The following is a 23,504-nucleotide window of genomic DNA, read 5'->3' as shown; positions in this document are numbered from 1 at the left end:
CCCTTCAGGCGTTCTGTTCCGCGCCGCCTTGCGGCACGTCCGTGGCGTAGATGTCGGTCCACAGCTCGTCCAGCGGCGGCTCGGGGCTGTCCTTGGCGAATTCGGCGGAATCGTTCACGATATCCTTGATTTCCTTGTCGATGGCCTTGAGGTCCTCTTCCGAGGCATGTTGGCCGGTCAGCAGCATGTCGCGCACATGTTCGATGGCGTCGCGTTCGTCGCGCATCTTCTGCACCTCTTCGCGGGTGCGGTATTTCGCCGGGTCGGACATGGAATGGCCGCGATAGCGATAGGTCATGACTTCCAGGATGTAGGGACCCTTGCCGGCGCGGCAATGCGCCACCGCCTTTTCGCCCGCGGCCTTGACCGCCAGCACGTCCATGCCGTCCACCTGTTCACCGGGGATGCCGAAGGCCTCGCCGCGGCCGTAAAGCGTCGTCGATTTGGTCGAGCGCTTGACCGAGGTGCCCATGGCATACTGGTTGTTCTCGATCACGAAGACCACCGGCAGGTCCCAAAGCTCGGCCATGTTGTAGGTCTCGTAGACCTGGCCCTGGTTTGCGGCGCCGTCGCCGAAATAGACGAAGGTGACATTGTCGTTGCCCAGGTATTTGTCGGCAAAGGCAAGGCCGGCGCCCAGCGGGACCTGGGCCGCGACGATGCCATGGCCGCCGTAGAAATGCTTTTCGCGGCTGAACATGTGCATCGAGCCGCCCTTGCCCTTGGAATAGCCGCCGATGCGCCCGGTCAGTTCCGCCATCACGCCGCGGGCATCCATGCCGCAGGCCAGCATATGGCCGTGGTCGCGATAGGAGGTGATGCGCTTGTCGCCGTCTTTCGCGGCGGCTTCCAGGCCGACCACCACCGCTTCCTGCCCGATATAGAGATGGCAGAACCCGCCGATCAGGCCCATGCCGTAAAGCTGGCCGGCCTTTTCCTCGAATCGCCGGATCAGCAGCATGTCGCGGTAGTATCGAAGCAGCTCATCCTTGGACACGTTGGGCGTGCTTTGCTTGGCTGCGGGCTTTCTGACCATGGGCCTCCTCCTCGGGGCGGGGATAGTTCAGCGTTAAACTAGTTCTAGGCGAAGCGGTCGGGGGAAGTAAACCGGCCTCGTGCATCCGTCCAGGGGCAATGCGGAAAGCCGCCGGCACGGCGGGTCGGGCAGCTTTCGACATGGGGCGGCGCCGCCGCGCCCGCCGGCGCGGTTGCGGGAGTATTTGGGAAACGGTGAATGACGAGGCCGGGCCTGGTGGCCTGGCATTCAGCGAATGATGATTTCGTCGGCGCGCACCAGGCCCAGCACGTTGCGGGCGCGTTCGTCCAGAAGGTCGATGTCCAGGTAATCGTCCGACAGCCGCCGCGTCAGGTTGCGCATCCGGTCCACCTCGGTTTGCAGCATGTCGCGTTGCTGGGCCAGCTCCTGCGTCTCGGCCTGCAACTGCACCCGGCGCAGGATGCCCGACGGCCCTTGCACCGCCGCATAGGCGAAATAAAGGCCCAGAAGGATCATCAGGGCGAAGAAGACGATGGCGCTGATCGACAGGCGTTGGGTCATGGGCGGCTCGGCTGTTTGGGGGCATCATGCCACAGGCGCGGGACGGGGGGAATCCCCCGATGCGCCGCGCAGGATGTCGTCAAGCACCAGGGCCATGACGCGGGCGGAATCCCGCATATCGTCCACCCCCACCCATTCGTCGGGCTGATGCGCCAGGTCCAGGACGCCCGGCCCGTAGGCGATGCAGTTCTTCAGCTTGCCGATACGGTCGATATGCTTCTGGTCATAGGTGCCGGGGCTGACCACATAGCCGGCCTCGCGCCCCAAGACCCGTTCGATGGCGGCGGCGGTCGAGCGCACCACCGGCGCCTCGCGGTCGGTCATGCTGGGGAACACCTCGAACAGGTCGCGGATGTCATAGGAAAAATTCGGACGCTGCGCCTTGATCTTTTCCAGCAGCGCCGTGACCTCGCGCTTGACCTCGGCCAGGTCTTCCTCGATCAGGAAGCGGCGGTCGATGGTGATGCGGCAGCGGTCGGCGACGCAGGGCGCGGGCAGGCCGGTGAAATCCGGCCCCAGATCCGGCTCGCCGCCATGGATCGAGTTGATGTTCAGCGTCGAATTGCGCGCCCCTTCGGGGATCACCGGCATCTTGCTGCGCTTGGTCATCAGCAGCGGGAACAGCGTGCGTTCCATTTCTTCCAGCACCGCGCCCATGTGGCAGATGGCGCTGTCGCCCAGGAAGGGCATCGAGCCATGGGCGATGCGGCCATGCGTCTCGATCTCGGCCCACCAGACGCCGCGATGGCCCAGGCAGATGCGGTCCTTGTGCAGCGGCTCGGGGATGATGACGTGATCGACATGGTCAAAGGCGCCCCGTTCGGCCAGATAGGCCACGCCGCCGAAGCCGCCCGATTCCTCGTCCGCGGTGGCGCTGATCTCGATCTGGCCGGGATGGTCGGGGTAAAGCGCGACGAAAGCCTCGGCGGCGATGATGCTGGCGGCCAAGCCCCCCTTCATGTCGCAGGCGCCGCGGCCATAGATGCGCCCGCCCTCCAGTTCGGCGGCAAAGGGATCGCGGCTCCAGCCGTGGCCGACCTCGACCACGTCGTGATGGCTGTTGAAATGCACGCAATCGCCGGGCGGGCCGCCGCGGTGGCGGGCGACCAGGTTCCAGCGCGGAAAGGCCGCGCTGTCGCCCGGCGCGCCATGGGCGCGGACCAGGTCGCAGGCCCAGCCCTGGGGCGCCAGCCGCGCGCGCAGGTATTCGCAGATCTCGCGATAGTTGCGGCCCGGCGGGTTCAGCGTCGGGATGCGGATCAGGTCCTGGGCCAGGCGGACCAGGTCGTCGCGGCGGTTTTCGATCTCAACGGCAAGCGCGTCCATGGCGCAAGGCTAGGCCGGGCGCGGCGGCGCGGCAATGGGGTCATTGACAGTCGGACCCTGCCGGCTTTCCATGGGCCAGTTTTTCGCAACCAGGGTCGCCCGATGATCGCCTTTCTTCGCCTGATCGGCTTGGTGCTGGTCGTCGAGCTGATCTTTTACGCGCTGATCTGGGTCTATATCCGCAGCCTGCGGCGGGAAGAGCTTGAAAAGGAATGGGATCGCCGCCATCCCGAGCGCGCCGGGCCAGGCCCGGAACGCGCCGCGTTCGTGCGGCGTTCGATGCTGGGCTTCAGCAAGACGCTGCGGGCGCGGCTCGTGGGGCTGGTGCTGGTGCTGCCGGTGGTCGCGATCGTCGTGATCATCGTGATCGTGAACTACAATTGAGGGGGCGCCGATGCGCTGGTTCCTGACCGTCCTTGGGGTGATCTTCGGGATCGTGGTCTTTCTGTTTCTGGACTACACGCTGCCCTCGAAGCAGACGGTCCGCATCACCAATACCTATAACCGGCTGACCGATATCGGCGCGAATGCGTTCTTCTATGCCTCGCCCGATACCGGCACGGTGCAGAACGCCCAAGGCCAGCGCGACGTGCGCTTCATCGACACGGTGCGCCCGAACGGCAAGCCTTATGTCTATCGCAACGAGGATACCGGCTGGATCTGGCCGCCCTATTTCAAATACGACAGCTCGAACCTGCATGCGCAGGCGACGGACCTGCGCTCGACCTCGGCCAGCCCGCAATGGGTCAGCGTGACCTCGTATGGATGGCGCATCGCCTGGCTTTCGGTCTATCCCAATGCGGTTTCGATCAGGCCGGTGGCGGGGCCCGAGGCTGCGCCCTTCAACTGGGCGGCGCAGATCATCCTGTTGATCCTGGGGGCGCTTCTGTTCCTGCTGTGGCGCATGTGGAACCAGTTCCGCGAGCGCACCATCGACCCGGCGGTGCGGTCCGCCGACCAGGCCTGGGACAGGCTGGACGCCCGCGCTGATGCGGCCCGCGACCGGGCGCGCGGGCGGATGCGGCGCTGGTGGGACGGGCTGCGCGGGCGCTGAACGATGCAGCGCAGCAATCCCGGCACCGATTTCCGCCTCGACTGGTTCGAGAATATCCAGGTCAACACCCCGGCCGCCGAACGCTGCGCCGCGAGCCTGCCCGCGCGGCGCAGCCTGAAAGGGGATTGGCAGGCGGCTTGGCTTTTGAACGCGGTGCGCTGCATCGACCTGACCACGCTGTCGGGCGACGACACGCCCGACCGGGTAGCGCGGCTTTGCGCCAAGGCGCGCCAGCCGGTCGATGCGGCGCATCTTGCCGCGCTGGGGGTCGAGGGGCTGACCGTGGGCGCGGTCTGCGTCTATCCGACCATGGTGGCGGCGGCGAAACGCGCCTTGCAGGCCACGGCGATTCCCGTCGCCTCGGTCGCGACCGGCTTTCCGGCCGGGCTGATGCCCTTGGACCTGCGGCTGGCCGAGATCCGCTATGCGCTGGACCAGGGCGCGGACGAAATCGACATCGTGATTTCCCGCGCGCTGGCGATCCGCGGCGAATGGGCGGCGCTTTACGACGAAATTTGCGCGATGCGCGAGGCTTGCGGCGCGGCGCGGATGAAGGCGATCCTGGCCACGGGCGAGTTGAAGACCCTGACCAATGTCGCGCGCGCCAGCCATGTCGCCATGCAGGCCGGCGCCGATTTCATCAAGACCTCGACCGGGAAAGAGCCGGTGAACGCCACCCTGCCGGTGTCGCTGGTCATGCTGCGCGCGATCCGCGACTATCGCGACCGGACCGGCTTTGCCGTGGGCTTCAAGCCGGCCGGCGGGTTGCGCACGGCCAGGGACGCGCTGAACTGGCAGGTGCTGATGGCCGAGGAGCTGGGCCGCGACTGGCTGGACCCGAGCCTGTTCCGCATCGGCGCCAGCTCGCTGCTGGCCGATATCGAGCGGCAGATTTCCCATCACGTCACCGGGCGCTATGCAGCCGCCCATCGTCTGGCCGCGGGGTGATGATGCCGAAGGTAAGCGAGATCATGGAAAGCATGGAATACGGCCCCGCGCCCGAGGATGCCTCGGCCGTCCGCGACTGGCTGCGCGAACGCGGCCGCTTTGGCCATTTCATCGCCGGGCGCTTCACCCGGCCGGGCGAGACCTTCGCCAGCCGCGATCCCTCGAGTGGCGAGGAACTGGCGCAGGTCACGCAGGGCACCGCCCGTGACGTGACCAAGGCGGTGCGCGCCGCCCGCCGGGCGCAACGCGGCTGGGGCGCCATGCCGGGCCACGACCGGGCGCGCTTCCTTTACGCCATCGCCCGCACCATCCAGAAGCGCGAGCGGTTCCTGGCGGTGCTGGAAAGCCTGGACAACGGCAAGCCGATCCGCGAAAGCCGCGACATCGACCTGCCGCTGGTGGTGCGGCATTTCTACCATCATGCCGGCTGGGCCGAACTGGCCGAGACCGAATTTCCCGGCCATCGCCCGCTGGGCGTCTGCGGCCAGATCATCCCCTGGAACTTTCCGCTGCTGATGCTGGCCTGGAAGGTGGCGCCGGCCCTGGCCGCCGGCAATACGGTGGTGCTGAAGCCTGCCGAATACACGCCGCTGACCGCCCTGGCATTTGCCGAGATCTGCGCCCATGTCGGCCTGCCCGCCGGGGTGGTGAACATCGTCACCGGCGATGGCGAGACCGGCGCGGCGCTGGTTCAGGCCCCGGTGGACAAGATCGCCTTCACCGGCTCGACCGAGGTCGGGCGCGGCATCGCCCACGCCGTGGCTGGTTCGGGCAAGCGGCTGGCGCTGGAACTGGGCGGCAAGTCGCCTTTCGTCGTCATGGAGGACGCCGACCTGGACGCCGCCGTCGAGGGCGTGGTCGAAGGGGTCTGGTTCAACCAGGGCGAGGTCTGCTGCGCCGGCTCGCGCATCCTGGTCGCCGAATCGGTCGCCGCGCGGTTCGAGGCGCTGCTGCGGGCGCGGATGGAGAAGCTGCGGCTGGGGGCGCCGCTCGACAAGTCAACCGATGTCGGTGCCATCGTCGATCCGGTGCAAAAGGACCGGATCCTGCGCATCCTGGACCGTGCGACCGCCGCCGGGGCGGAACTGGTCGGCGGCGCGGCGGCGCCGGGCTGCTTCATCGCGCCGGGCTATCTGCGCAACATCGCCCCCGCCAATCCCGGCATGATCGAGGAGATCTTCGGCCCCATCGCCACGCTTTCGACCTTTCGCACCCCGGACGAGGCGGCGGATCTGGCCAACATTACCCGCTATGGCCTTGCCGCCTCGGTCTGGTCGGAAAGCGCCACGGTGGCCACCGACATGGCGGCGCGGATCAAGGCGGGGGTGGTCTGGGTGAATTGCGCCAACCTGTTCGATGCGGCCGCGCCCTTTGGCGGCATGCGCGATTCGGGCTATGGCCGCGAGGGCGGGCGCGAGGGGATGCTGGACTATCTGGCCGCCCCGGTCGCCGCGCAGCGCGATCCGGCGCCGGCGGAAATCGTCCCAGTCGAGGGCTCGGGGATCGACCGCACCGTCAAGCTTTACATCGGTGGTGCGCAGAAGCGCCCGGATGGCGGCGCGAGCTACGCAGCGCAGGACGCGCTGGTGCCGCTCGGCAACCGCAAGGACATCCGCAACGCGGTCGAGGCGGCGCAGGGTGCCTTGGCGAAATGGCAGGGCCTGGGCGGCCATGGCCGGGCGCAGGTGCTGTATTTCCTGGCCGAGAACCTGGCGCAGCGCCGCGCCGAGTTCGCCGGCTATGCCAGCCCGGCCGAGGTCGATGCGGCCATCCGCCGCTGCTTTTTCTATGCCGGTTTCGCCGACAAATACGACGGCGCCACGGTTTCGGCCAGGCCCGGCCACCTGTGCCATGTCCAGCCCGAGCCGCATGGCGTCATGGGCCTGGTCGCGCCGACCGCCGCGCAGCTGGCGGGTTTCATGGCGCTGCTGCTGCCGGCCATCGCCATGGGCAATGCGGTGGTGGCGATCCCTTCGCAGGACCGGCCGATGGCGGCCTTGACGCTGGCGCAGGTGCTGGCCTGTTCGGACGTGCCGGGCGGCGTGGTCAATATCGTCAGCGGCCCGCGCGACGATCTGGCGCGGGCGCTGGCCGGCCATGACGGGGTCGCGGCGATCTGGCATGCCGGGCAGGGCGACGGCCTGGCCCAGGTGCAGCGCGCCGCGGCGGAAACCCTGATCCCGGTCTGGACCCCGGCGCCCCGCGACTGGAGCGATCCGCAGGCCCAGGGCCGCGATTTCCTGCGCGCGGCCAGCCGGACCAAGACCGTCTGGCTGCCCTATGGCGCGCTTCCCGCCGGGACCGGCGGCGCGACCTATTGACGCGCCTTGCTGCTGGCTGCGCGCGCCTTGGGGCCCCAAAGGGCAGGCCCCGGTCTGCAGAGCCGCGCCCCCGCGGACGGTCAGGCCGAGCGCAGCCAGCGCAGCCCCGCCTCGGTCGAGCTGCGGGGGGTATATTCCGCGCTGATCCAGCCGCGATAGCCGGCGGCGTCGATGCTGTGGAACAGTTCGGCAAAGTCGATATCGCCCTGGCGCGGCTCATGCCGGCTGGGCCAGTCCGAAACCTGGATATGCCGGACCCGCGGCGCGTGGCGCTGCCAGACGGACAGGGCGTCGCGATGGATCATCTGCGCATGATAGACGTCGAATTGCAGGCCCAGGTTCGGCGCGCCGACCTCGTCCAGGATCTCGGCCGCCAGGTCGAAACTGTCCAGGAAATAGCCGGGCATGTCGTTGCGGTTCATCGGCTCGATGGTCAGGCTGACATGGCTGTCGCGGGCGCAGGCCCATTTCAGGTTCTCGACAAAGCAGCGCCGCGCCAGCCCGCCCTGGGCCTTGCCTGCCATCACATGCAGATGCTTGATCCCCAGCGCCCGGCCAAAGCGCAGGGCGCGGTCGAAATCGCCGCGAAAGCGCGATTCGTTGCCCGGCTCGGCGGCAAAGCCGCGCGGCCCGCCCGCCCAGTTCGGGGGCGGCGTGTTCATCAGCACGAATTCCACCCCCGCGGCCTGGGCCGCCTGGGCCAGTTCCTTGACGGCCAGGTCATAGGGAAACAGGATCTCGACACCATGAAATCCCGCCCGCCTGGCCGCGGCAAAGCGCTGCAACATCGGCAATTCGGTGAACAGATAGGTCAGGTTGGCGGCGAATCGGACCATGGTCAGGGCTCCAGGGGAAAGACCGTCCCTCCCGAGTGCAATTCCATACGCCCGTTTTCGTCGGGCATAGCCGCATCGGCCAGTCGGTAGAATGTCTTGCGGTCGATCAGCGCCCAAAGACCGCGGCGGATATGGACATAGGGCCGCGGCTCCTGAGGGGTGCCGCGCATTTCTATCGCATGCTCGGCGCCGGCGCTGACCCGGTCGCCCACATTGGTGGTAAAGACGATATCGGCGCCGATTTCGGCGTCCACGGCGACGAAGGGCGCGTCGATCACCCGGATGCCGACCTTTTCGACCGGGGTGACAAGGAAGTAATCGTCCCCTTCGCGCTTGAGGATCGAGGCGAAGAGCCGCACCATTTCCGGCCGCCCGATGGGGGTGCCTTCGTGAAACCAGGTGCCGTCTGCGCGGATTTCCATGTCCAGGTCGCCGCAAAAGGGCGGGTCCCACAGATGCACCGGCGGCGGCCCGCTTTTCGCGGCACGGCCGGCCGCGGCGGCGATGCCGGCCGCAGCGCTCACGGATTTGTCAGTGTTTTTCCCCATTCCCTGTGGACCCCGTCTCGCCCGTCTTTATGGTGTTCCTAGAACAGAAACGGGGCATTGTCATGGCCGAGAATGAGAAACTGGTTTCCGAAGTCTTGACGCTGACCGACCGGCTATCCGCAGCCCGCGCCAGCGTCGAGGGCCGCTTTGTCGGCCAGCATGCCGTGGTCGAACAGGTTCTGGCGGCGATCCTGTCGGGGGGGCATGCCCTGCTGGTGGGGCAGCCGGGGTTGGGCAAGACCATGCTGGTCGATACGCTGGCCACGGTTCTGGGGCTGGACGCGGCGCGCATCCAGTTCACCCCCGACCTGATGCCCGCCGACATCCTTGGTTCCGAGGTGCTGGACATCCGGTCCGACGGCACCCGCGCCTTTCGCTTTATCGAGGGGCCGGTCTTTACCCAGCTGCTGATGGCCGACGAGATCAACCGCGCCAGCCCGCGCACGCAATCGGCGCTGCTGCAAGCCATGCAAGAGGGCGAGGTCACGATCGGCGGCGAACATCGGCCGCTGGGCCGTCCCTTCCACGTCCTGGCCACCCAGAACCCCATCGAGCAGGAGGGCACCTATCCGCTGCCCGAGGCGCAGCTTGACCGCTTCCTGTTGCAGATCGACGTGGATTATCCCGACCGCGACACCGAACGCGCCATCCTGCTGGCCACGACCGGGGTCGAGCAGGGCCGCGCCCATGCCGTCTTCGACGCCGCCGGGCTGGTGGCGGCGCAGGCGCTGATCCGCCGCATGCCGGTGGGAGAGGCGGTGCTGAACGCCATTCTGGACCTGGTGCGCGCCGCGCGTCCCGGCGCGCCCGAGGCGCCGGGCTGGATGGCGGATACGCTGGTCTGGGGGCCGGGGCCGCGCGCCGCGCAGGCGCTGACGCTGGTCACGCGGGCGCGGGCGGCGCTGAACGGCCGCTTTGCGCCGACGCTCGACGATGTCGAGGCCATGGCCGCCCCGGTCCTGCGTCACCGCATGGCGCTGAGCTTTGCCGCCCGCGCCCGCGGCGAAACCGTCGAGGGCGTCATCGCACGCCTGCTGGACGCCCGGATGCGGGCGGCCGCATGAGGCCCGCGCCCGACCAGCTTCGCGCAGAGGCCGAGGGGGCCTCGGCCGGCCTGCCGGCGCTGATGCTGTCGGCCGAGCGGCTGGCGGCGGCGCTGGTGGCGGGCGCGCATGGCCAGCGCCGCGCCGGCCTGGGCGAGGATTTCTGGCAATACCGTCCGGCGACGGCGGGTGATACGGCGCGCAGCATCGACTGGCGCCGCTCGGCCCGGACGGATGCGCAATATGTTCGCGACCGCGAGGCGCAGGTGGCGCAATCGGCGGTGATCTGGGTCTCTGCCGCGGCGGGCATGGAATATAGCGGTGGCGCGGATCGGCCAGCCAAGCGCGACCGTGCCGACCTGCTGGCGCTGTCGCTGGCCATGGCGCTGCTGGCGGCGGGAGAGCGCGTGGCCCTGGCCGGCCAGCCGCCGCGCCCCGGCCGCGTGCAGGCCGAGCGCATGGCCCAGGCGCTGGTCGCGCGCGCGCCCCTGCCGGGGGACGAGGACGCCCCGCCGGCCGAGGCCCTGCGCCCCGGCCAGCGCATCGTGCTGTTCGACGATTTCCTGGGCGATCCGCAGCCGGTTCTGGACTATCTGGCCCGTGCGGCCGGCCTGGGTGTCCAGGGTGTGCTGATGCAGGTGCTGGACCCCGACGAAGAGGGCTTTCCCTGGCGGGGGGCGGTGCTGTTCCGCTCGGGCTCGGGCGCGTTGCGCCACGACACGCGCGACGCCGCCGGGCTGCGCATGGCTTATCTGGCGCGGCTGGCCGAGCGGCGCGAGGCGCTGTCGCGGGCCGGGCGCAGCGCGGGCTGGCATTTCGGCACGCATGACACGACGGCCCCGCCGTCGCAGGCGCTGCTGTGGCTTTGGTCGGTGCTGGAGGGCTGATGCTGCTGATCGGCCCCATCGGCTTTCTGACCCCTTGGCTGCTGGCGGCGCTGGCGGCGCTGCCGGCGCTGTGGCTGATCCTGCGCGCCATGCCGCCTTCGCCCAGGCTGGTGCGCTTTCCCGGCACGCGGCTGCTTTTGGGGCTGCGCGATCCGCATCCGGTGGCGCGGCACACGCCCTGGTGGCTGCTTTTGCTGCGGGTGCTGGCAGTCGCGGCGCTGATCCTGGGCTTTGCCGGCCCGGTCTGGAAGCCTGCGCCCGATCAGGGCGGGCAGGGGCCTTTGCTGATCGTCATGGATGCCGGCTGGGCGGCGGCGCCTGACTGGCCGCAGCGCCAGGCCCGCGCCTTGCGCGCGCTGGAGCGCGCGGCGGCGGCGGGGCAACCGGCGGCGCTGCTGGTCGCGGATGGCCGAGAGGATGGCGCGCTGGCCTTTCAGCCGGCGCCGGACCTTGCCGCGCAATTGCGCGCCCTGCGCCCTGCGTCCTGGGAAACCCGCTATCCGCCCGATCCCGCGGCGGCGCTGGCCGGGGCGCCGGCGGGCCTTTCGGCGCTGTGGCTCAGCGACGGGCTGGACCATCCCGGCCGGGCGGAATGGCTGGCGGCGCTAAGCGCGCGCGCCGCGCTGACCGTGGTTCCCCCCGAAGGTCCGCGCCAGTCGCTGGAACTGGCGGCGGGCGACCAGCCGGCGCTGCGGCTGCGATCGACCGGGGCCGCGGCGTCCGATGTGCTGGCCATCGGCCGGGATCCGCAGGGCATGCCGCGGGAACTGGCCCGGCTGAAGCCAGGCGAGGGCGCGCAGGATCGCGGCGTGACCAGCTGGCCGGTGCCCATCGACCTGCCTTCGGAATTGCGCAACCGCATCACCCGCTTCGAGGTCGAGGGCCAGGCTTCGGCCGGGGCGGTGTTGCTGGCCGACGATTCCCTGCGCCGGCGCAAGGTGGCGCTGGTGGGCGACGACCGCGCCGGCGAGGGCCAGCGCCTGCTTTCACCGCTGCATTACCTGCGCCGGGCCCTGGCGCCCTCGACCGATCTGATCGAAGGGGGAATGGGCGATGTGCTGCAAGCCGCGCCCGACGTGATCGTGCTGGCCGACCAGATCGGCCTGGCCGACACGCCGGGCCTGCGCGAATGGGTCGAACAGGGCGGGCTGCTGATCCGCTTTGCCGGGCCGCGCATGGCGGCATCGGAACGGCTGGCCGAGGAGCCGCTTTTGCCGGTGCGCCTGCGCGCCGGCGGGCGCGACATCGGCGGCGCCCTGGCCTGGGGAGAGCCGCGCGGCGTTGCGGAGTTTGCCGCGGACGGCCCCTTTGCCGGGCTTGCGGTGCCGGCGGACGTCGCCGTGCGCGCCCAGCTTCTGGCCGAGCCTGCGCCCGATCTGGGCGACCGCGTCATCGCCCGGCTTTCGGACGGCACTCCCCTGGTCACGCGCGCGGCGCTGGGGCAGGGGCAATTGGTGCTGTTCCACACCACGGCCAATGCCGAATGGTCGAACCTGGCGATTTCCGGCCTGTTCGTCGAGATGCTGGACCGGCTGGTGCGCAGCGCGCGGGTCAGCGCCGAGACGCCCGAGGCGGACCCCGCCGAACAGCCCTTCTGGCTGCCCGAACTGGTGCTGGACGGCTTCGGCCGCGCCGCCGAGCCGGGCGACCCGGTTCCGGTCGCCGCCGCCGATTTCGCCCGCGGCCCGGCCCCCGCCGCACCCGCCGGGCTTTATCGCGGCGGCGAGCGCATGGTGGCGCTGAACGCGGGCGGGCCCATGGCGCCGGCCGATTGGCCCGGCATCCGCATCGAACGCGCGGCAGAGGCGCCGGGGCTTGACCTGCGCGGCTGGCTGGTCGCGCTTGCGGCGCTGCTGCTGGCGCTGGATGCGCTTGGCAGTGCCTGGCTGGCGCGCGGCAGGCGGGGGGCAATGGCATGAGGTGGCTTTTGACCTTTGCCGCGCTGCTTTGGGCCGGGCTTTGGGCCGGCGCGCTTTCGGCGCAGGACGGCCCCGACCCCCGGCTAGTGCGGGCCGCCGACGAAGTGGCGCTGGCCTATATGCTGACCGGCGATGCCGAGGTCGATGCGGCCTCTCAGGCGGGGCTGCGGGGATTGTCGCAGCTGTTGAACGCCCGCACCACCGTCGAGCCGGGCCAGCCCATCGGCATCGACCCCGAGACCGACGACCTGTCGCTGCTGACCTTTCTCTATTGGCCCGTGACCGATGCGCAGGCGCCGCCTTCGCCCCAGGCTTACGTGCGGCTGAACCATTTCCTGCGCTCGGGCGGGATGATCCTTTTCGACACCCGCGACGGCGATATTGCCGGGCTTGGCGGGCCGGATGGCGGGGCCGCGCTTCAGGCGCTGGCCGCGCCCCTGGACATCCCGCCCCTTGCACCCGTTCCGGCCGACCATGTGCTGACCCGCAGCTTCTACCTGCTTCGGGATTTCCCCGGCCGCTACCAGGGCGGCCAAGTCTGGGCCGAGGCGCCGCCCGCCGATGCGCAGGCCGCCGAGGGGGTGCCCTTTCGCAATCTCAACGATGGCGTCTCTCCGGTGGTGATCGGCGGCAATGCCTGGGCCGAATCCTGGGCGGTGGATGAAAACGGCCTGCCCATGTTCAGCATCGGCTCGGGCTTCGAGGGCGAGCGGCAGCGCGAGATGGCCTATCGTTTCGGGGTCAACCTGATCATGTATGTGCTGACCGGAAACTACAAATCCGACCAGGTGCATGTGCCCGCGCTGCTGGACCGGCTGCGGCAAGAGGAGGTCGTGCAATGAGCGGCCTGACCTTTGACCCAATGCTGGCCTGGCCGCTGGTCGGCGCCTTGGCTTTGCTGGCGCTGCTGGTCGGGCTGTGGTCGCTGTGGCGGGGCCTGCGCGGCTGGGCCTGGCGTGGCATCGCCGGGCTGGCCGCTGCCGCCGCCCTGGCCGGGCCGGCGCTGGAATCGGGCATCCGCCACAAGCTGTCGGATATCGTGATCCTGCTTGACGACCGCAGCGCCAGCCAATCCCTGCCGGGCCGGGCCGAGCAGACCGACGCCGCCGTCGAGGAGCTGACCCGCCAGCTTGCCGCGCTGCCCGATACCGAGATCCGCCGCGTCACCGTCTCGGATGACCCCGACGGCACGCAGATCGGCACCGCCCTGACCCGCGCGCTGGCGGCCGAGCCGCAGGGGCGCGTCGCCGGCGCGATCGCCGTCACCGACGGGCTGGCCCATGACGCGCCGATGCTGCCCGCCACCGCGCCGGGGCCGGTGCATGTGCTGCTGACCGGCCAGGCCCAGGACTGGGACCGCCGGCTGGTGATCGAGGAAGCCCCGGCCTATGGGCTGATCGGCAAGCCCGTCACCATCCGCCTGCGCGTCGAGGATCAGGGCGCGGTTCCCGCCGAGGTGGCGCAGACGCCCGCGCGGCTGCGCATCCTGCTGGATGGCAAGGAGATGCGCGGCCTTGACCTGCCGCCGGGCGTGCCGCTGGATCTTGAGGTGGTGCCGGAACATGCCGGGCAGAACGTGGTCTCGATCGGCTTCGATGCGCCCCAGGCCGCGCTGCCCGAATTGACCGACCGCAACAATTCTGCCGCCGTCCAGATCGAGGGCGTGCGCGACCGCCTGCGGGTGCTGCTGGTATCGGGCGCGCCGCATGCAGGTGAAAGAACCTGGCGCAACTTGCTGAAATCAGATGCGAATGTGGACCTGATCCATTTCACCATCCTGCGCCCGCCGGACAAGATGGATGCCGTCCCGGTGGACGAGATGTCGCTGATCGCATTTCCCACCCACGAACTGTTCATGGAGCGGATCCGGGATTTCGACCTGATCATCTTTGACCGCTACCGGGTGCGGGGCATCCTGCTGCCGCAATATTACGACAATATCCGCCGCTATGTCGAAGAGGGGGGCGCGATCCTGGTTTCGGCGGGACCCGAGATGTCCTCGGTGGAAAGCCTGAACCTGTCGCCCCTGGGCGCGATCCTGCCCGCGCGTCCGACCGGGCGGATCTATGCCGAACCCTTCCTGCCCCGCCTGACCGAGGATGGCGCGCGTCATCCCGTCACCGCCGGCCTGCCCGGCGCCCCGGCCGAGGGCTCTGACAGCCATTGGGGCCGCTGGCTGCGCATGTCGCAGGTGATCCCGGATCCCCGCGCGCAGGTGGTGCTGAGCGGCGCGCAGGACCAGCCGCTTTTGCTGTTCAGCCGCGTCGGCAAGGGACGGGTGGCGATGCTGACCTCGGACCAGGTCTGGCTCTGGGGCCGCGGCTTCGAGGGCGGCGGGCCGCAGCTCGAACTGCTGCGCCGCATCGCGCATTGGTCGATGCAGGAGCCGGAATTGGAAGAAGAGGCGCTGCTGGCCGATGTCGGCGGCGAGCTGACGGTGACGATCACCCGCCGCACCATGAACCCGACCGCCGGCCCGGTGACGATCACCCGCCCCGATGGCCGGACCGAAGAGGTGGCGCTGGCCGAGGCCGGCCCCGGCCGCTTCACCGCGCGCTGGACCGCGCCGGGGCCGGGCCTCTACCGGCTGGCGGATGGCGAGATCAGCCGGGTGCTGGCGCTCGGCCCCGCCGCGCCGCGGGAGTTCGAGGAAACCGTCGCCTCGGGTGCCGTGCTGGGCCCCTTGGCCCAGGCGACGCAGGGCGCGGTGCTGCCGCTTTCCGACGGCATGCCCGGCCTGCGCACGGTGCGCGAGGGGCGGCCGGCACATGGCCAGGGCGTGGGCGGGCCGTGGATCGCCATCACCCCGCGCAATGCGGCCTCGGTCAGCGGCATGACCCATCGCCCGCTGCTGCCCGGCTGGGCATGGCTTGCGCTGATCGCCGGGCTGGCGCTGGCCGGCTGGCTGGCCGAAGGCCGCGGCCGGCTGCGCGCCCAGGCGGCGGCAGGGGGCTGACGCGCGAAACTTGCCAAGATCGCGCGCCGTTGCTAGGCAAATGAAAACATTCCAAGAGGACCGCATGGCCGCCGCCCCGAACGATGACCAGACCGCCTATATCCCGCCGACCGAAGTCGATCTGGCGATGGTCAAGCGCATCCTGCCGCATCGCTATCCCTTCCTGCTGGTGGACAGGGTGCGCGACATCGTGCCGGGCGAAAGCTGCGTCGGCGTCAAGAACGTGACCTCGAACGAGCCGCATTTCGAAGGCCATTTCCCGCAGGAGCCGGTGATGCCCGGCGTGCTGATCATCGAGGCCATGGCGCAATCGGCCGCGGTGCTGGTCGGTGTCACGCTGGACCTCGCCGACAAGGGCATGGGCACCTATTTCATGTCCATCGACAAATGCCGCTTTCGCCAGAAGGTGGTGCCGGGCGACGTGCTGGAGCTGCACATGAAGACCCTGCGCGGCGGCGGCAAGATCTGGAAATTCGAGGGCCGCGCCCTGGTGAACGGCCAGCTCGCCGCCGAGGCCGAGGTCATGGCCATGCTGAACCGTGGCGAGAATGGCTGAGACCCGCATCCATCCCTCGGCCGTCGTGGACCCCGCCGCGAAGATCGGCGCGGGATGCGAGATCGGCCCCTTCTGCGTCCTCGGTCCCGAGGTCAGCCTCGGCCGGGGCGTGGTGCTGAAATCGCATGTCGTGGTGGCGGGTGAAACCGCGATCGGCGACGAAACGGTGGTTTTCCCCTTCGCCTCGCTGGGCGAGGTGCCGCAGGACCTGAAGTTCCGCGGCGAACGCACCCGGCTGGACATCGGCGCCCGCAACCGCATCCGCGAATATGTGACGATGAACCCCGGCACCGAGGGTGGCGGCGGCGTGACCCGCATCGGCGATGACGGGCTTTTCATGGCCGGCAGCCATGTCGCGCATGATTGCCGCATCGGCGACCGGGTGATCCTGGTCAACAACGCCTCGGTCGCCGGCCATTGCGTGCTCGAGGACGACGTGATCGTCGGCGGCCTGTCGGGCGTGCACCAGTTCGTGCGCATCGGCCGCGGCGCGATGATCGGCGCGGTGACCATGGTGACGGCCGACGTGATCCCCTTTGGCCTGGTGCAGGGGCCGCGCGGCCACCTGGACGGGCTGAACCTGGTGGGGCTGAAGCGCCGCGGCGCCTCGCGCGAGGAAATCCACGCGCTGCGCGACACGCTGGCGCAGTTGGGGCGCGGCAGCTTCCGCGACACCGCCCGGCATCTGGCCGAGGCCGAGAACGGGCCGATGGTGCGCGAGGTGCTGGACTTCATCCTCGGCCCCTCGGACCGCAGCTTCCTGGCGCCCCATCCATGAGCCGCATCGCCCTGATCGCCGGCGAAGGCAGCCTGGCCCCCGCCATCGCCGCAGCCCTAGACCAGCCGCTGGTCTATGCGCTGGACAATCTCGATCCGCAGGTCGAGGCGAAACCCTTTCGCCTGGAACGGCTGGTGCCTTTCCTGGACGAGCTGGCCGACCAGGGCGTGACGCAGGCGGTCTTCGCCGGCGCCATTCGCCGCCCCAAGATCGAACCCGATCTGTTCGACCCGCGCACCCTGGCCATCGTGCCGCGCATCCTCATGGGAATGCAGTCAGGCGATGACGCCGCCCTGCGCGCCGTCCTCGATGTTTTCGAGGAATTCGGAATATCCATCTGTTCCGTCGACCAGATCCTGCCCGACCTGGTTCCAGGCGAAGGCGTCCTGGCCGGCGAGCCAAGCCCGCGCGACCAGAAGGACGCGGCCCGCGCCGCCGAGATCGTCGCCGGGCTCGGCGCCCTGGACATCGGCCAGGGCGCGGTGGTGGCGCAGGGGCTTTGCCTTGCGGTCGAGGCGCTGCCGGGCACCCAGGCCATGCTGGAATTCGCCCGCCTCCATGCCGGGCTGAAACCCGATCCCAAGGGGGCGGGCGGCGTGCTCTACAAGGCGCCGAAACCCGGCCAGGACCGGCGCATCGACCTGCCGACCGTCGGCCCCGACACCGTGACCCAGGCCGCCGGGGCCGGGCTGGCCGGGATCGCCTGGGAAGCGGGCAGCGTCATCTTGCTGGACCGGGCCGAGACGATCCGCCGCGCCGAAGCCGCGGGGCTGTTTCTTTGGGCGCGGGTGACATGAGTATTTGAAAAACGGTGAAAGAGGCTTGCTTCACCGTTTCCCAAATACTCAAGTGACGGTGCCGCGAAAGCGGCGGGAGGGTATTTTGGGAACGAAGAAGTCCGGTTTGCTTCTTGGTTCTTCAACTACCCATGTCGGGGCATGGCAAGCGGAGCGGCGCGATGAAATTCTTCCTGATCGCGGGCGAACCTTCGGGCGACAATCTGGGCGGCGCCCTGATGGCCGGGTTGAAGAGCCTTGATCCGGCGGCCCGGTTCATGGGCGTCGGCGGTCCTGCCATGGCGGCCCAGGGGCTGGAGAGCCGCTTTCCCATGGAAGAGCTGAGCCTGATGGGCATCTGGGAGGTGCTACCGAAATATCGTGCGCTCAAGGCCCGGATCGCCGAGACCGCCCGCGCCGTGGCCGAGGCCCGGCCCGATGCGCTGATCACCATCGACAGCCCGGATTTCTGCCTGCGGGTCGCGCGCCAGGCGCGGGCGCTGCATCCCGGCCTGCGCACCATCCATTATGTCGCGCCCTCGGTCTGGGCCTGGCGGCCGGGGCGGGCCGCGAAGATGGCCGAGGTGATCGACCATGTGCTGGCGATCCTGCCCTTTGAGCCGCCCTTGATGCGCGCCGCTGGCATGAGCTGCGATTTCGTCGGCCATCCCATCGTGGCCGAGCCGCTGGCCGGCACAGCCGAGGCGGCCGCCTTTCGCGACCGGCACGGCATCGCGCCGGATGCGACCCTGGTGCTGAGCCTGCCCGGATCGCGCCGGACCGAGGTGGGCCGGCTTGGTCCCCGCTTCGACGAGGCCCTGATCCGGCTGCGCGACCGGGTGCCCGAGATCCGGGTGGTGGTCCCGACGGTGCGCGGCGTCTCGAACCTTGTGCGCGACATGGCGCGGCGCTGGCCGACCGCGCCGGTGGTGGTGGAAAGCCCCGAGGAGCGGCGCGCGGCCTTTGCCGCCGCCGATCTGGCCCTGGCCGCATCGGGCACCGTAAGCCTGGACCTGGCCGCGAACGGCGTGCCCATGGTCATCGGCTATGACGTGGCGCCGCTTAGCCGGCTGGTCATCGGGATGCTGCTGAAGACCGATACCGTGACGCTGGTCAACCTGGTCAGCGAAACCCGCGCCGTCCCGGAATACCTGGGCCGCAACTGTCAGCCGGGGCCGATGTCGCAGGCGCTTTTCCGGCTGGTCGAGGACGGCGATGATCGTGCCGAGCAACTGGCCGCGATGGCGCTGACCATGGAGCGGCTGGGGCGCGGCGGCGAGGCTCCGGGCCTGCGCGCCGCGCGTTCGGTGATGGCGGCGATCAGTTCTGCGCCGCGGTCACGATGATCTCGACCTTGTAATCGGGCGTCGCCAGCGCCGATTCGCCGGTGGCGCGGGCCGGGGCATGGCCGGGGGCGACCCAGCCGTCCCACACCGCGTTCATCTGGGCGAAATCGCCCATGTCGGCCAGCCAGACCTGCGCCGACAGGATGCGGGTCTTGTCCGAGCCGCATTCCGCCAGCAGCCGGTCGATCTGGGCCAGAACCTCGCGGGTCTGCTCGGCCACGGGGTCGCCGGGCGTGCCGACCTGGCCGGCCAGGTAGACGGTGCCGTTATGGATGACCGCCTGGCTCATGCGGGGGCCGGTTTCGATGCGTGTGATATCGGACATGGGAATCCTTTCGGGTTGGGCCGGCGTCAGAAAAGCCGCCAGAAGAACAGCGCCGTCATGCCAAAGCCCACGGCCGCGATCAATGCCCGCAACGCGCCGACCGGGATGCGCCGCGCCACCGGCGCGCCCAGATAGCCGCCCAGGATGGTGCCCGCGCTCATCAGCGCCGCCGGCCCCCAGGCGACCTGGCCGCCCGCCGCGAAGATCGCGAAAGAGATCATCGAAAGCGCGAAGGACAGCCAGTTCTTCAACCCGTTCATCTGGTTCAACTGCGTCATGCCCCACAGCGCGAACAGCGCCAGAAGCACGATCCCCAGCCCGCCGTTGAAATAGCCGCCATAAACCGCGACCGGCAGCATGGTTCCGGCGCCGAAGGGCGCCACCGCATTGCGGTGCCGGCCGGCCCATTCCCTGACCTGCGCCCCCCAGATGAAGACCGAGGTCGCGCCGAGCAGCAGGAAAGGCACCAGAAGCGCAAAGGCCTTGTTGGACGAGACGAGCAGCAGGCACGAGCCGACGACCCCGCCGGCCAGCGTCCACAGCGTCAGCCGCAGCACCAGCGCGCGCTCGATCTGGGCGATCTCGTGGCGAAACCCCAGCACCGAGGCCAGATAGCCGGGCAGGGCGGCGACCGTGCTGGTGGCATTGGCCGAAACCACCGGCACGCCGCTGGCCACCAGGGCGGGAAAGGTGATGAAGGTGCCGCCACCGGCCACGGCGTTCAGCATTCCGCCCAGAAATCCGGCGGCAAGCATCAGCAAGGTGTCGGTCATCGGCGCGGCTCCTGATCCTGGCGGGGGCCCACGTTTAGCCTTGCGGCTGCGGGGCGTCCAGCCATGGCGGCGCCAGCGAGGGGAAACACCCGGCAAGATCGAAACGCCCGGAGGGATCCCTCCGGGCGCTGCGCTTGGCGGTGTGCCTGACTGGTCAGAAGATGCCGGTCAGATACAGCAGGATGATCACGAAGATCGGAACGCCGAGAAGCCAGGCGACGATGCCCTTCATTTGCTATACCCCCTTGTTTTACTGGTCGCTAGCGGAACGCGACCTGGCGGGGTTGGTTCCCCGCCGCGATGCGGCCGCACGGGCGTCCGACACCGTCCGAAGGCCGCCCCCGCTGGCGCGCATCAGCCGGTGCGGCGCAAGCGGGCTTTCAGATAGGCGGTCAGGTTCTTCTTCCAAAGCGACAGGGAATATGTCGGCTTATCGGCAAAGCCGTCCTGCTGCGCGATCAAGCCGATTTCCGGCAGCAGCCGGCAGATATTGCCCAAGGGAAGCCTGGAAAGGGTGTCGTGGGGCATGTCCCACCAGCGCGACGCCAGCAGTTCGGCCCTGATCGCGCCGGAAAACCGATATCTAAGCGGAACGGACGACGATCCCGCCATTACCGCATAGGGTTCGACGTCGCGACGGACGATGGTATTCGCGCCGATAACGGCGCCGGTGCCTATCCTGACCCCCGGAAAGATGACGGCTCCGTCGCCGATCCAGACGTCGCTTTCGATGATCGTGGGCATGTCGATCCGGTGCGGGCGCGCCCCGATCCGCTCCAGCTCGCTGGCGGTATAGGTGCCGTCCTGGCCGCGCTTTGCAAGCCTTGGGCTGGTCGTCAGGCCGGTCATGTCATGGGCGGCGGCGCCGATGGACACCCTTCTGCCGATGCTGCAATAGCGGCCGACGAAGACCTGGCCATGCAGATAGCCGCCAGCGTTGATATAGCTATAGGCGCCGAAGAATATCCGGTTGCCGGGGCCGACCGCGCCCGAGTCGATGCTGACGCGTTCCTCAAACAGCAGATGCTTCAGATGCGCCGGCCGGCGGATCCCGATCTTTCGCAGAGCCCCTGGCGACAGCGGCTGGTCGGCTTGCAGCGTCCGGGCGATAAAGCGTTCGAGCTTGGCAGAAAGCATGTTCCCCGTCACGATCACGGCAGGCCGCTTGTCCGTGACGGCCGGCGTCCAGTTTCTATCCGACCGTTTGGAAAGCGATGCCGGTTCGCGCGGCCAGGCGCGCCGGGCCATGCTGCTGGCAAAAGATCGGGAAAATGGTGCTGTGAGAGAGGATTGAACTCTCGACCTCTCCCTTACCAAGGGAGTGCTCTACCACTGAGCTACCACAGCGTCGTGGACGGGGCTTTAGACCGACTGTGCGGGGGGTGCAAGGGGGGAAGTTGGAAAAAATCCGCCTTCGCCATTCATCGCCGACGGGGGCGGGCGCGACCGCGCCGCCGCTGGACGCAAGCCGGCCGGGGCGCTAACAGGGGGCATGACGAAAACGCCCCGAGATCCTCAGGACGACACACGCGAAGCGCGGCTGAAAGCCGCGCTGCGGGCCAATCTGGCGCGGCGCAAGGCGCAGGGCCGCGCGCGGGCGCAGACGGGCGAAGACAACGAGCAGCACGGGCCAGAGACGCCGCCAAACGGACAGCCGCCCGGAAACGAGGACTAGATGGATCAGATCATTGTAAGGGGGAACGGGCCGCTCAGGGGCGAGATCCCGATCACCGGCGCCAAGAATGCCTGCCTGGCGCTGATGCCGGCGACGCTGCTGACCGACCAGCCGCTGACGCTGACCAATGCGCCGCGGCTGTCGGACATCCGCACCATGACCGCGCTTGTGCAATCGCTGGGGGCCGAGGTCGCCAGCCTTCAGGACGGGCAGGTGCTGGCGCTGTCCAGCCACGACCTGACCAGCCACCGCGCCGATTACGATATCGTGCGCAAGATGCGCGCCTCGATCCTGGTGCTGGGGCCGATGCTGGCGCGCGACGGCCATGCCGTCGTGTCGCTGCCCGGCGGCTGCGCCATCGGGGCGCGTCCGGTGGACCTGCACCTGCGCGCGCTGGAGGCGATGGGGGCGGAACTCGACCTGCGCGACGGCTATGTCCATGCCAAGGCGCCCGCGGGCGGGCTGAAAGGCGCGGTGATCGACTTTCCGCTGGTCTCGGTCGGGGCGACCGAGAACGCGCTGATGGCGGCGACGCTGGCGCGCGGCACCACCGTCCTCAACAACGCCGCGCGCGAGCCCGAGATCGTCGACCTGGCGGAATGCCTGCGCCGCATGGGCGCGCAGATCGAGGGCGAGGGAACATCGACCATCACCATCGAGGGCGTGCAGACGCTGGGTGGCGCCACGCATCCGGTGGTGACGGACCGGATCGAGCTGGGCACCTATATGCTGGCCCCGGCGATCTGCGGCGGCGAGGTCGAATGCCTGGGCGGCCGCATCGACCTGGTCGCCGCCTTTTGCGAAAAGCTGGACGAGGCCGGCATCGAGGTGGTCGAGACGGCGCGCGGGCTGAAGGTCTCGCGCAAGAACGGCCGGGTGCGCGCGGTGGACGTGGTGACGGAACCCTTCCCCGGCTTCCCGACCGATCTTCAGGCGCAGATGATGGCGCTGCTCTGCACCGCAGAGGGCACGTCGGTCCTGGAGGAGCGGATCTTCGAGAACCGCTTCATGCATGCGCCGGAACTGACGCGCATGGGCGCCCGGATCGAGGTCCATGGCGGCCACGCCACCGTCCACGGCGTCGAAAAGCTGCGCGGCGCGCCGGTGATGGCGACCGACCTGCGCGCCTCGGTCAGCCTGATCCTGGCCGGGCTTGCCGCCGAGGGCGAAACCATCATCAGCCGCGTCTATCACCTGGATCGTGGTTATGAGAAGGTGGTGCGCAAGCTGCGCGGCGTCGGCGCCGATATCGAACGCATCAAGGAGACCCCTGTCGATGGCTGACGCCCGTTTCACCGACGCCGATCCCGCGCCGCTGGCGCTGCTGGCCAGCGATGCCGACGATCTGACCGTGATCTCGGCGCTGGTGCAGGACGCGGTCCTGCCTGTGACCGAGATCGCCTATGACAGCCGGCACCGGCAGTTGGCGCTGCTCTTGAACCGCTTTCGCTGGGAGGATGCCGAACTCGCCCGCCGCGACGGCCGCCCTTATGAGCGGGTGCAGGCGGTGCTGCTGGTCTCGGACGTGCAGCGGGTGCAAAGTGACGGGATCGCCCGCCAGGACAAGGACCTGGTCCTGGAACTGCTGACCCTGGCATGGCAGCCGGGCGAGGACGGCACCGGCCGGCTGCTGCTGGAATTTTCCGGCGACGGCACGCTGGCGGTCGATGCGGAATGCCTGAATGTCGAGCTGCGCGACGTGACCAGGCCCTATGTCGCCCCCTCGCGCCGCGCCCCCCGGCATCCCGACAGCTGATCTCGCGGCGCCCCTTCCCGAACGGAGCGAGGATTGCGCGGCTGCGTGAGTATTTGAAAAACGGTGAAGCGCCAGGTTTGCTGGTCTGGGAAGCGTTTTCACCGTTTCAAAAATACTCGAATC

Annotated in this window: 23 protein-coding genes, 1 tRNA gene and 1 pseudogene; 16 read left to right on the top strand and 9 right to left on the bottom strand. The window is 69.2% G+C overall.

From position 1 onward, the window contains the following. Positions 1 to 4: 4 nt before the first annotated feature. The 3 genes from pdhA to F3H32_RS02780 all read right to left on the bottom strand — a co-directional run bounded on the left by pdhA (position 5) and on the right by F3H32_RS02780 (position 2,884). Positions 5 to 1,036: a pyruvate dehydrogenase (acetyl-transferring) E1 component subunit alpha gene (gene pdhA, locus F3H32_RS02790; protein WP_149764197.1), complete on the bottom strand. Its 1,032-nt coding sequence runs from the start codon at positions 1,034 to 1,036 to the stop codon at positions 5 to 7. 228 nt (positions 1,037 to 1,264) lie between these two features. Then, positions 1,265 to 1,558, bottom strand: a complete 294-nt coding sequence (locus tag F3H32_RS02785; protein ID WP_149764195.1) for an FtsB family cell division protein — start codon at positions 1,556 to 1,558, stop codon at positions 1,265 to 1,267. Between the two features lie 24 nt (positions 1,559 to 1,582). After that, positions 1,583 to 2,884 carry an acetylornithine deacetylase/succinyl-diaminopimelate desuccinylase family protein gene (locus F3H32_RS02780; protein WP_149764193.1) on the bottom strand — a complete coding sequence of 434 codons (1,302 nt, stop codon included), beginning with the start codon at positions 2,882 to 2,884 and terminating at the stop codon, positions 1,583 to 1,585. A gap of 102 nt (positions 2,885 to 2,986) precedes the next feature. On the opposite strand from F3H32_RS02780, the gene F3H32_RS02775 reads away from it, so the two are divergent. The 4 genes from F3H32_RS02775 to F3H32_RS02760 are packed head-to-tail and all read left to right on the top strand — an operon-like array spanning position 2,987 to position 7,207. Beyond that, positions 2,987 to 3,268, top strand: a complete 282-nt coding sequence (locus F3H32_RS02775; protein ID WP_149764191.1) for a hypothetical protein — start codon at positions 2,987 to 2,989, stop codon at positions 3,266 to 3,268. Positions 3,269 to 3,278: 10 nt separating this feature from the next. Further along, a complete protein-coding gene (locus F3H32_RS02770; RefSeq protein ID WP_149764189.1) occupies positions 3,279 to 3,938 on the top strand; it encodes a DUF1523 family protein in 660 nt (219 codons plus the stop codon). 3 nt (positions 3,939 to 3,941) lie between these two features. Further along, entirely contained in the window at positions 3,942 to 4,886 is a 945-nt protein-coding gene (deoC, locus tag F3H32_RS02765) for a deoxyribose-phosphate aldolase (protein WP_149764187.1), read from the top strand. Positions 4,887 to 4,888: 2 nt separating this feature from the next. Next, entirely contained in the window at positions 4,889 to 7,207 is a 2,319-nt protein-coding gene (locus F3H32_RS02760) for an aldehyde dehydrogenase family protein (protein ID WP_149764233.1), read from the top strand. Between the two features lie 80 nt (positions 7,208 to 7,287). On the opposite strand, the gene F3H32_RS02755 is transcribed toward F3H32_RS02760, so the two are convergent. Both F3H32_RS02755 and F3H32_RS02750 read right to left on the bottom strand, forming a co-directional pair. Next, positions 7,288 to 8,043 (bottom strand): hydroxypyruvate isomerase family protein, encoded by a 756-nt coding sequence (locus F3H32_RS02755; protein ID WP_149764185.1) that lies wholly within the window; start codon positions 8,041 to 8,043, stop codon positions 7,288 to 7,290. 2 nt (positions 8,044 to 8,045) lie between these two features. After that, positions 8,046 to 8,591 carry a DUF1285 domain-containing protein gene (locus F3H32_RS02750; RefSeq protein WP_149764183.1) on the bottom strand — a complete coding sequence of 182 codons (546 nt, stop codon included), beginning with the start codon at positions 8,589 to 8,591 and terminating at the stop codon, positions 8,046 to 8,048. A 62-nt stretch (positions 8,592 to 8,653) separates the two neighbouring features. On the opposite strand from F3H32_RS02750, the gene F3H32_RS02745 reads away from it, so the two are divergent. From F3H32_RS02745 to lpxB, 8 genes and pseudogenes are all read left to right on the top strand, one after another. Further along, positions 8,654 to 9,655, top strand: coding sequence for an AAA family ATPase (locus tag F3H32_RS02745; RefSeq protein WP_149764181.1), 1,002 nt, complete (start codon positions 8,654 to 8,656; stop codon positions 9,653 to 9,655). Next, positions 9,652 to 10,521 carry a DUF58 domain-containing protein gene (locus F3H32_RS02740; protein WP_149764179.1) on the top strand — a complete coding sequence of 290 codons (870 nt, stop codon included), beginning with the start codon at positions 9,652 to 9,654 and terminating at the stop codon, positions 10,519 to 10,521. Before F3H32_RS02745 ends, F3H32_RS02740 begins: the two co-directional genes overlap by 4 nt. After that, positions 10,521 to 13,282: pseudogene (locus F3H32_RS02735) on the top strand (DUF4159 domain-containing protein). The gene F3H32_RS02740 and the pseudogene F3H32_RS02735 overlap by 1 nt, the downstream one beginning before the upstream one ends. Continuing rightward, a complete protein-coding gene (locus F3H32_RS02730) occupies positions 13,279 to 15,396 on the top strand; it encodes a hypothetical protein (RefSeq protein WP_149764177.1) in 2,118 nt (705 codons plus the stop codon). The pseudogene F3H32_RS02735 and the gene F3H32_RS02730 overlap by 4 nt, the downstream one beginning before the upstream one ends. 127 nt (positions 15,397 to 15,523) lie before the next feature. Then, entirely contained in the window at positions 15,524 to 15,952 is a 429-nt protein-coding gene (gene fabZ, locus F3H32_RS02725) for a 3-hydroxyacyl-ACP dehydratase FabZ (protein WP_370362694.1), read from the top strand. Next, complete coding sequence (lpxA, locus tag F3H32_RS02720) at positions 15,945 to 16,730, top strand: acyl-ACP--UDP-N-acetylglucosamine O-acyltransferase (RefSeq protein ID WP_149764175.1); 786 nt, start codon at positions 15,945 to 15,947, stop codon at positions 16,728 to 16,730. The genes fabZ and lpxA overlap by 8 nt, the downstream gene beginning before the upstream one ends. Beyond that, entirely contained in the window at positions 16,727 to 17,527 is an 801-nt protein-coding gene (locus tag F3H32_RS02715; RefSeq protein ID WP_149764173.1) for an LpxI family protein, read from the top strand. The genes lpxA and F3H32_RS02715 overlap by 4 nt, the downstream gene beginning before the upstream one ends. Positions 17,528 to 17,688: 161 nt before the next feature. After that, positions 17,689 to 18,852, top strand: coding sequence for a lipid-A-disaccharide synthase (gene lpxB / locus F3H32_RS02710; RefSeq protein WP_149764171.1), 1,164 nt, complete (start codon positions 17,689 to 17,691; stop codon positions 18,850 to 18,852). Here lpxB and F3H32_RS02705 read toward each other — a convergent pair. From F3H32_RS02705 to F3H32_RS18140, 3 genes are all read right to left on the bottom strand, one after another. Beyond that, complete coding sequence (locus F3H32_RS02705) at positions 18,827 to 19,177, bottom strand: RidA family protein (RefSeq protein WP_149764169.1); 351 nt, start codon at positions 19,175 to 19,177, stop codon at positions 18,827 to 18,829. The genes lpxB and F3H32_RS02705 overlap by 26 nt on opposite strands. 26 nt (positions 19,178 to 19,203) lie before the next feature. After that, on the bottom strand, positions 19,204 to 19,950 hold the full coding sequence (locus F3H32_RS02700) for a sulfite exporter TauE/SafE family protein (RefSeq protein ID WP_149764168.1): 747 nt from the start codon (positions 19,948 to 19,950) through the stop codon (positions 19,204 to 19,206). Between the two features lie 354 nt (positions 19,951 to 20,304). Further along, the gene (locus tag F3H32_RS18140; RefSeq protein WP_316700690.1) at positions 20,305 to 21,087 is read right to left on the bottom strand and encodes a CatB-related O-acetyltransferase; all 783 of its coding nucleotides are present in this window, start codon (positions 21,085 to 21,087) and stop codon (positions 20,305 to 20,307) included. Here F3H32_RS18140 and F3H32_RS17650 point away from each other — a divergent pair. Continuing rightward, complete coding sequence (locus F3H32_RS17650; protein ID WP_188128571.1) at positions 21,086 to 21,244, top strand: hypothetical protein; 159 nt, start codon at positions 21,086 to 21,088, stop codon at positions 21,242 to 21,244. The two genes, F3H32_RS18140 and F3H32_RS17650, sit on opposite strands and share 2 nt — an antisense overlap. Here the strand turns inward: F3H32_RS17650 and F3H32_RS02690 are convergent. Then, positions 21,223 to 21,297: transfer RNA gene (locus tag F3H32_RS02690), tRNA-Thr, on the bottom strand. The genes F3H32_RS17650 and F3H32_RS02690 overlap by 22 nt on opposite strands. Before the next feature lie 145 nt (positions 21,298 to 21,442). Between F3H32_RS02690 and F3H32_RS02685 the strand changes: the two genes are divergently transcribed. Genes F3H32_RS02685 through F3H32_RS02675 form a run of 3 tightly spaced genes read left to right on the top strand, consistent with a single transcriptional unit; the run spans position 21,443 to position 23,381 of the window. Further along, positions 21,443 to 21,625, top strand: coding sequence for a hypothetical protein (locus F3H32_RS02685; protein WP_149764165.1), 183 nt, complete (start codon positions 21,443 to 21,445; stop codon positions 21,623 to 21,625). Beyond that, positions 21,626 to 22,909, top strand: a complete 1,284-nt coding sequence (murA, locus tag F3H32_RS02680; RefSeq protein WP_149764163.1) for a UDP-N-acetylglucosamine 1-carboxyvinyltransferase — start codon at positions 21,626 to 21,628, stop codon at positions 22,907 to 22,909. It begins immediately after the preceding gene. Then, positions 22,902 to 23,381 (top strand): DUF2948 family protein, encoded by a 480-nt coding sequence (locus F3H32_RS02675; RefSeq protein ID WP_149764161.1) that lies wholly within the window; start codon positions 22,902 to 22,904, stop codon positions 23,379 to 23,381. Before murA ends, F3H32_RS02675 begins: the two co-directional genes overlap by 8 nt. Positions 23,382 to 23,504: the final 123 nt, after the last annotated feature.

Source organism: Paracoccus thiocyanatus (genome assembly GCF_900156255.1).
Taxonomy (GTDB): Bacteria; Pseudomonadota; Alphaproteobacteria; order Rhodobacterales; family Rhodobacteraceae; genus Paracoccus; species Paracoccus thiocyanatus.
The sequence above is the reverse complement of the archived record's forward strand: the minus strand, read 5'-3'. Positions and strand labels throughout refer to the sequence as shown.

Excerpts from the sequence above, each read along its gene's own strand:
- pdhA (WP_149764197.1), bottom strand. The coding sequence starts at position 1,036 with ATGGTCAGAAAGCCCGCAGCCAAGCAAAGCACGCCCAACGTGTCCAAG.
- F3H32_RS02785 (WP_149764195.1), bottom strand. The coding sequence starts at position 1,558 with ATGACCCAACGCCTGTCGATCAGCGCCATCGTCTTCTTCGCCCTGATG.
- F3H32_RS02780 (WP_149764193.1), bottom strand. The coding sequence starts at position 2,884 with ATGGACGCGCTTGCCGTTGAGATCGAAAACCGCCGCGACGACCTGGTC.
- F3H32_RS02775 (WP_149764191.1), top strand. The coding sequence starts at position 2,987 with ATGATCGCCTTTCTTCGCCTGATCGGCTTGGTGCTGGTCGTCGAGCTG.
- F3H32_RS02770 (WP_149764189.1), top strand. The coding sequence starts at position 3,279 with ATGCGCTGGTTCCTGACCGTCCTTGGGGTGATCTTCGGGATCGTGGTC.
- deoC (WP_149764187.1), top strand. The coding sequence starts at position 3,942 with ATGCAGCGCAGCAATCCCGGCACCGATTTCCGCCTCGACTGGTTCGAG.
- F3H32_RS02760 (WP_149764233.1), top strand. The coding sequence starts at position 4,889 with ATGCCGAAGGTAAGCGAGATCATGGAAAGCATGGAATACGGCCCCGCG.
- F3H32_RS02755 (WP_149764185.1), bottom strand. The coding sequence starts at position 8,043 with ATGGTCCGATTCGCCGCCAACCTGACCTATCTGTTCACCGAATTGCCG.
- F3H32_RS02750 (WP_149764183.1), bottom strand. The coding sequence starts at position 8,591 with ATGGGGAAAAACACTGACAAATCCGTGAGCGCTGCGGCCGGCATCGCC.
- F3H32_RS02745 (WP_149764181.1), top strand. The coding sequence starts at position 8,654 with ATGGCCGAGAATGAGAAACTGGTTTCCGAAGTCTTGACGCTGACCGAC.
- F3H32_RS02740 (WP_149764179.1), top strand. The coding sequence starts at position 9,652 with ATGAGGCCCGCGCCCGACCAGCTTCGCGCAGAGGCCGAGGGGGCCTCG.
- F3H32_RS02730 (WP_149764177.1), top strand. The coding sequence starts at position 13,279 with ATGAGCGGCCTGACCTTTGACCCAATGCTGGCCTGGCCGCTGGTCGGC.
- fabZ (WP_370362694.1), top strand. The coding sequence starts at position 15,524 with ATGGTCAAGCGCATCCTGCCGCATCGCTATCCCTTCCTGCTGGTGGAC.
- lpxA (WP_149764175.1), top strand. The coding sequence starts at position 15,945 with ATGGCTGAGACCCGCATCCATCCCTCGGCCGTCGTGGACCCCGCCGCG.
- F3H32_RS02715 (WP_149764173.1), top strand. The coding sequence starts at position 16,727 with ATGAGCCGCATCGCCCTGATCGCCGGCGAAGGCAGCCTGGCCCCCGCC.
- lpxB (WP_149764171.1), top strand. The coding sequence starts at position 17,689 with ATGAAATTCTTCCTGATCGCGGGCGAACCTTCGGGCGACAATCTGGGC.
- F3H32_RS02705 (WP_149764169.1), bottom strand. The coding sequence starts at position 19,177 with ATGTCCGATATCACACGCATCGAAACCGGCCCCCGCATGAGCCAGGCG.
- F3H32_RS02700 (WP_149764168.1), bottom strand. The coding sequence starts at position 19,950 with ATGACCGACACCTTGCTGATGCTTGCCGCCGGATTTCTGGGCGGAATG.
- F3H32_RS17650 (WP_188128571.1), top strand. The coding sequence starts at position 21,086 with ATGTTCCCCGTCACGATCACGGCAGGCCGCTTGTCCGTGACGGCCGGC.
- F3H32_RS18140 (WP_316700690.1), bottom strand. The coding sequence starts at position 21,087 with ATGCTTTCTGCCAAGCTCGAACGCTTTATCGCCCGGACGCTGCAAGCC.
- F3H32_RS02685 (WP_149764165.1), top strand. The coding sequence starts at position 21,443 with ATGACGAAAACGCCCCGAGATCCTCAGGACGACACACGCGAAGCGCGG.
- murA (WP_149764163.1), top strand. The coding sequence starts at position 21,626 with ATGGATCAGATCATTGTAAGGGGGAACGGGCCGCTCAGGGGCGAGATC.
- F3H32_RS02675 (WP_149764161.1), top strand. The coding sequence starts at position 22,902 with ATGGCTGACGCCCGTTTCACCGACGCCGATCCCGCGCCGCTGGCGCTG.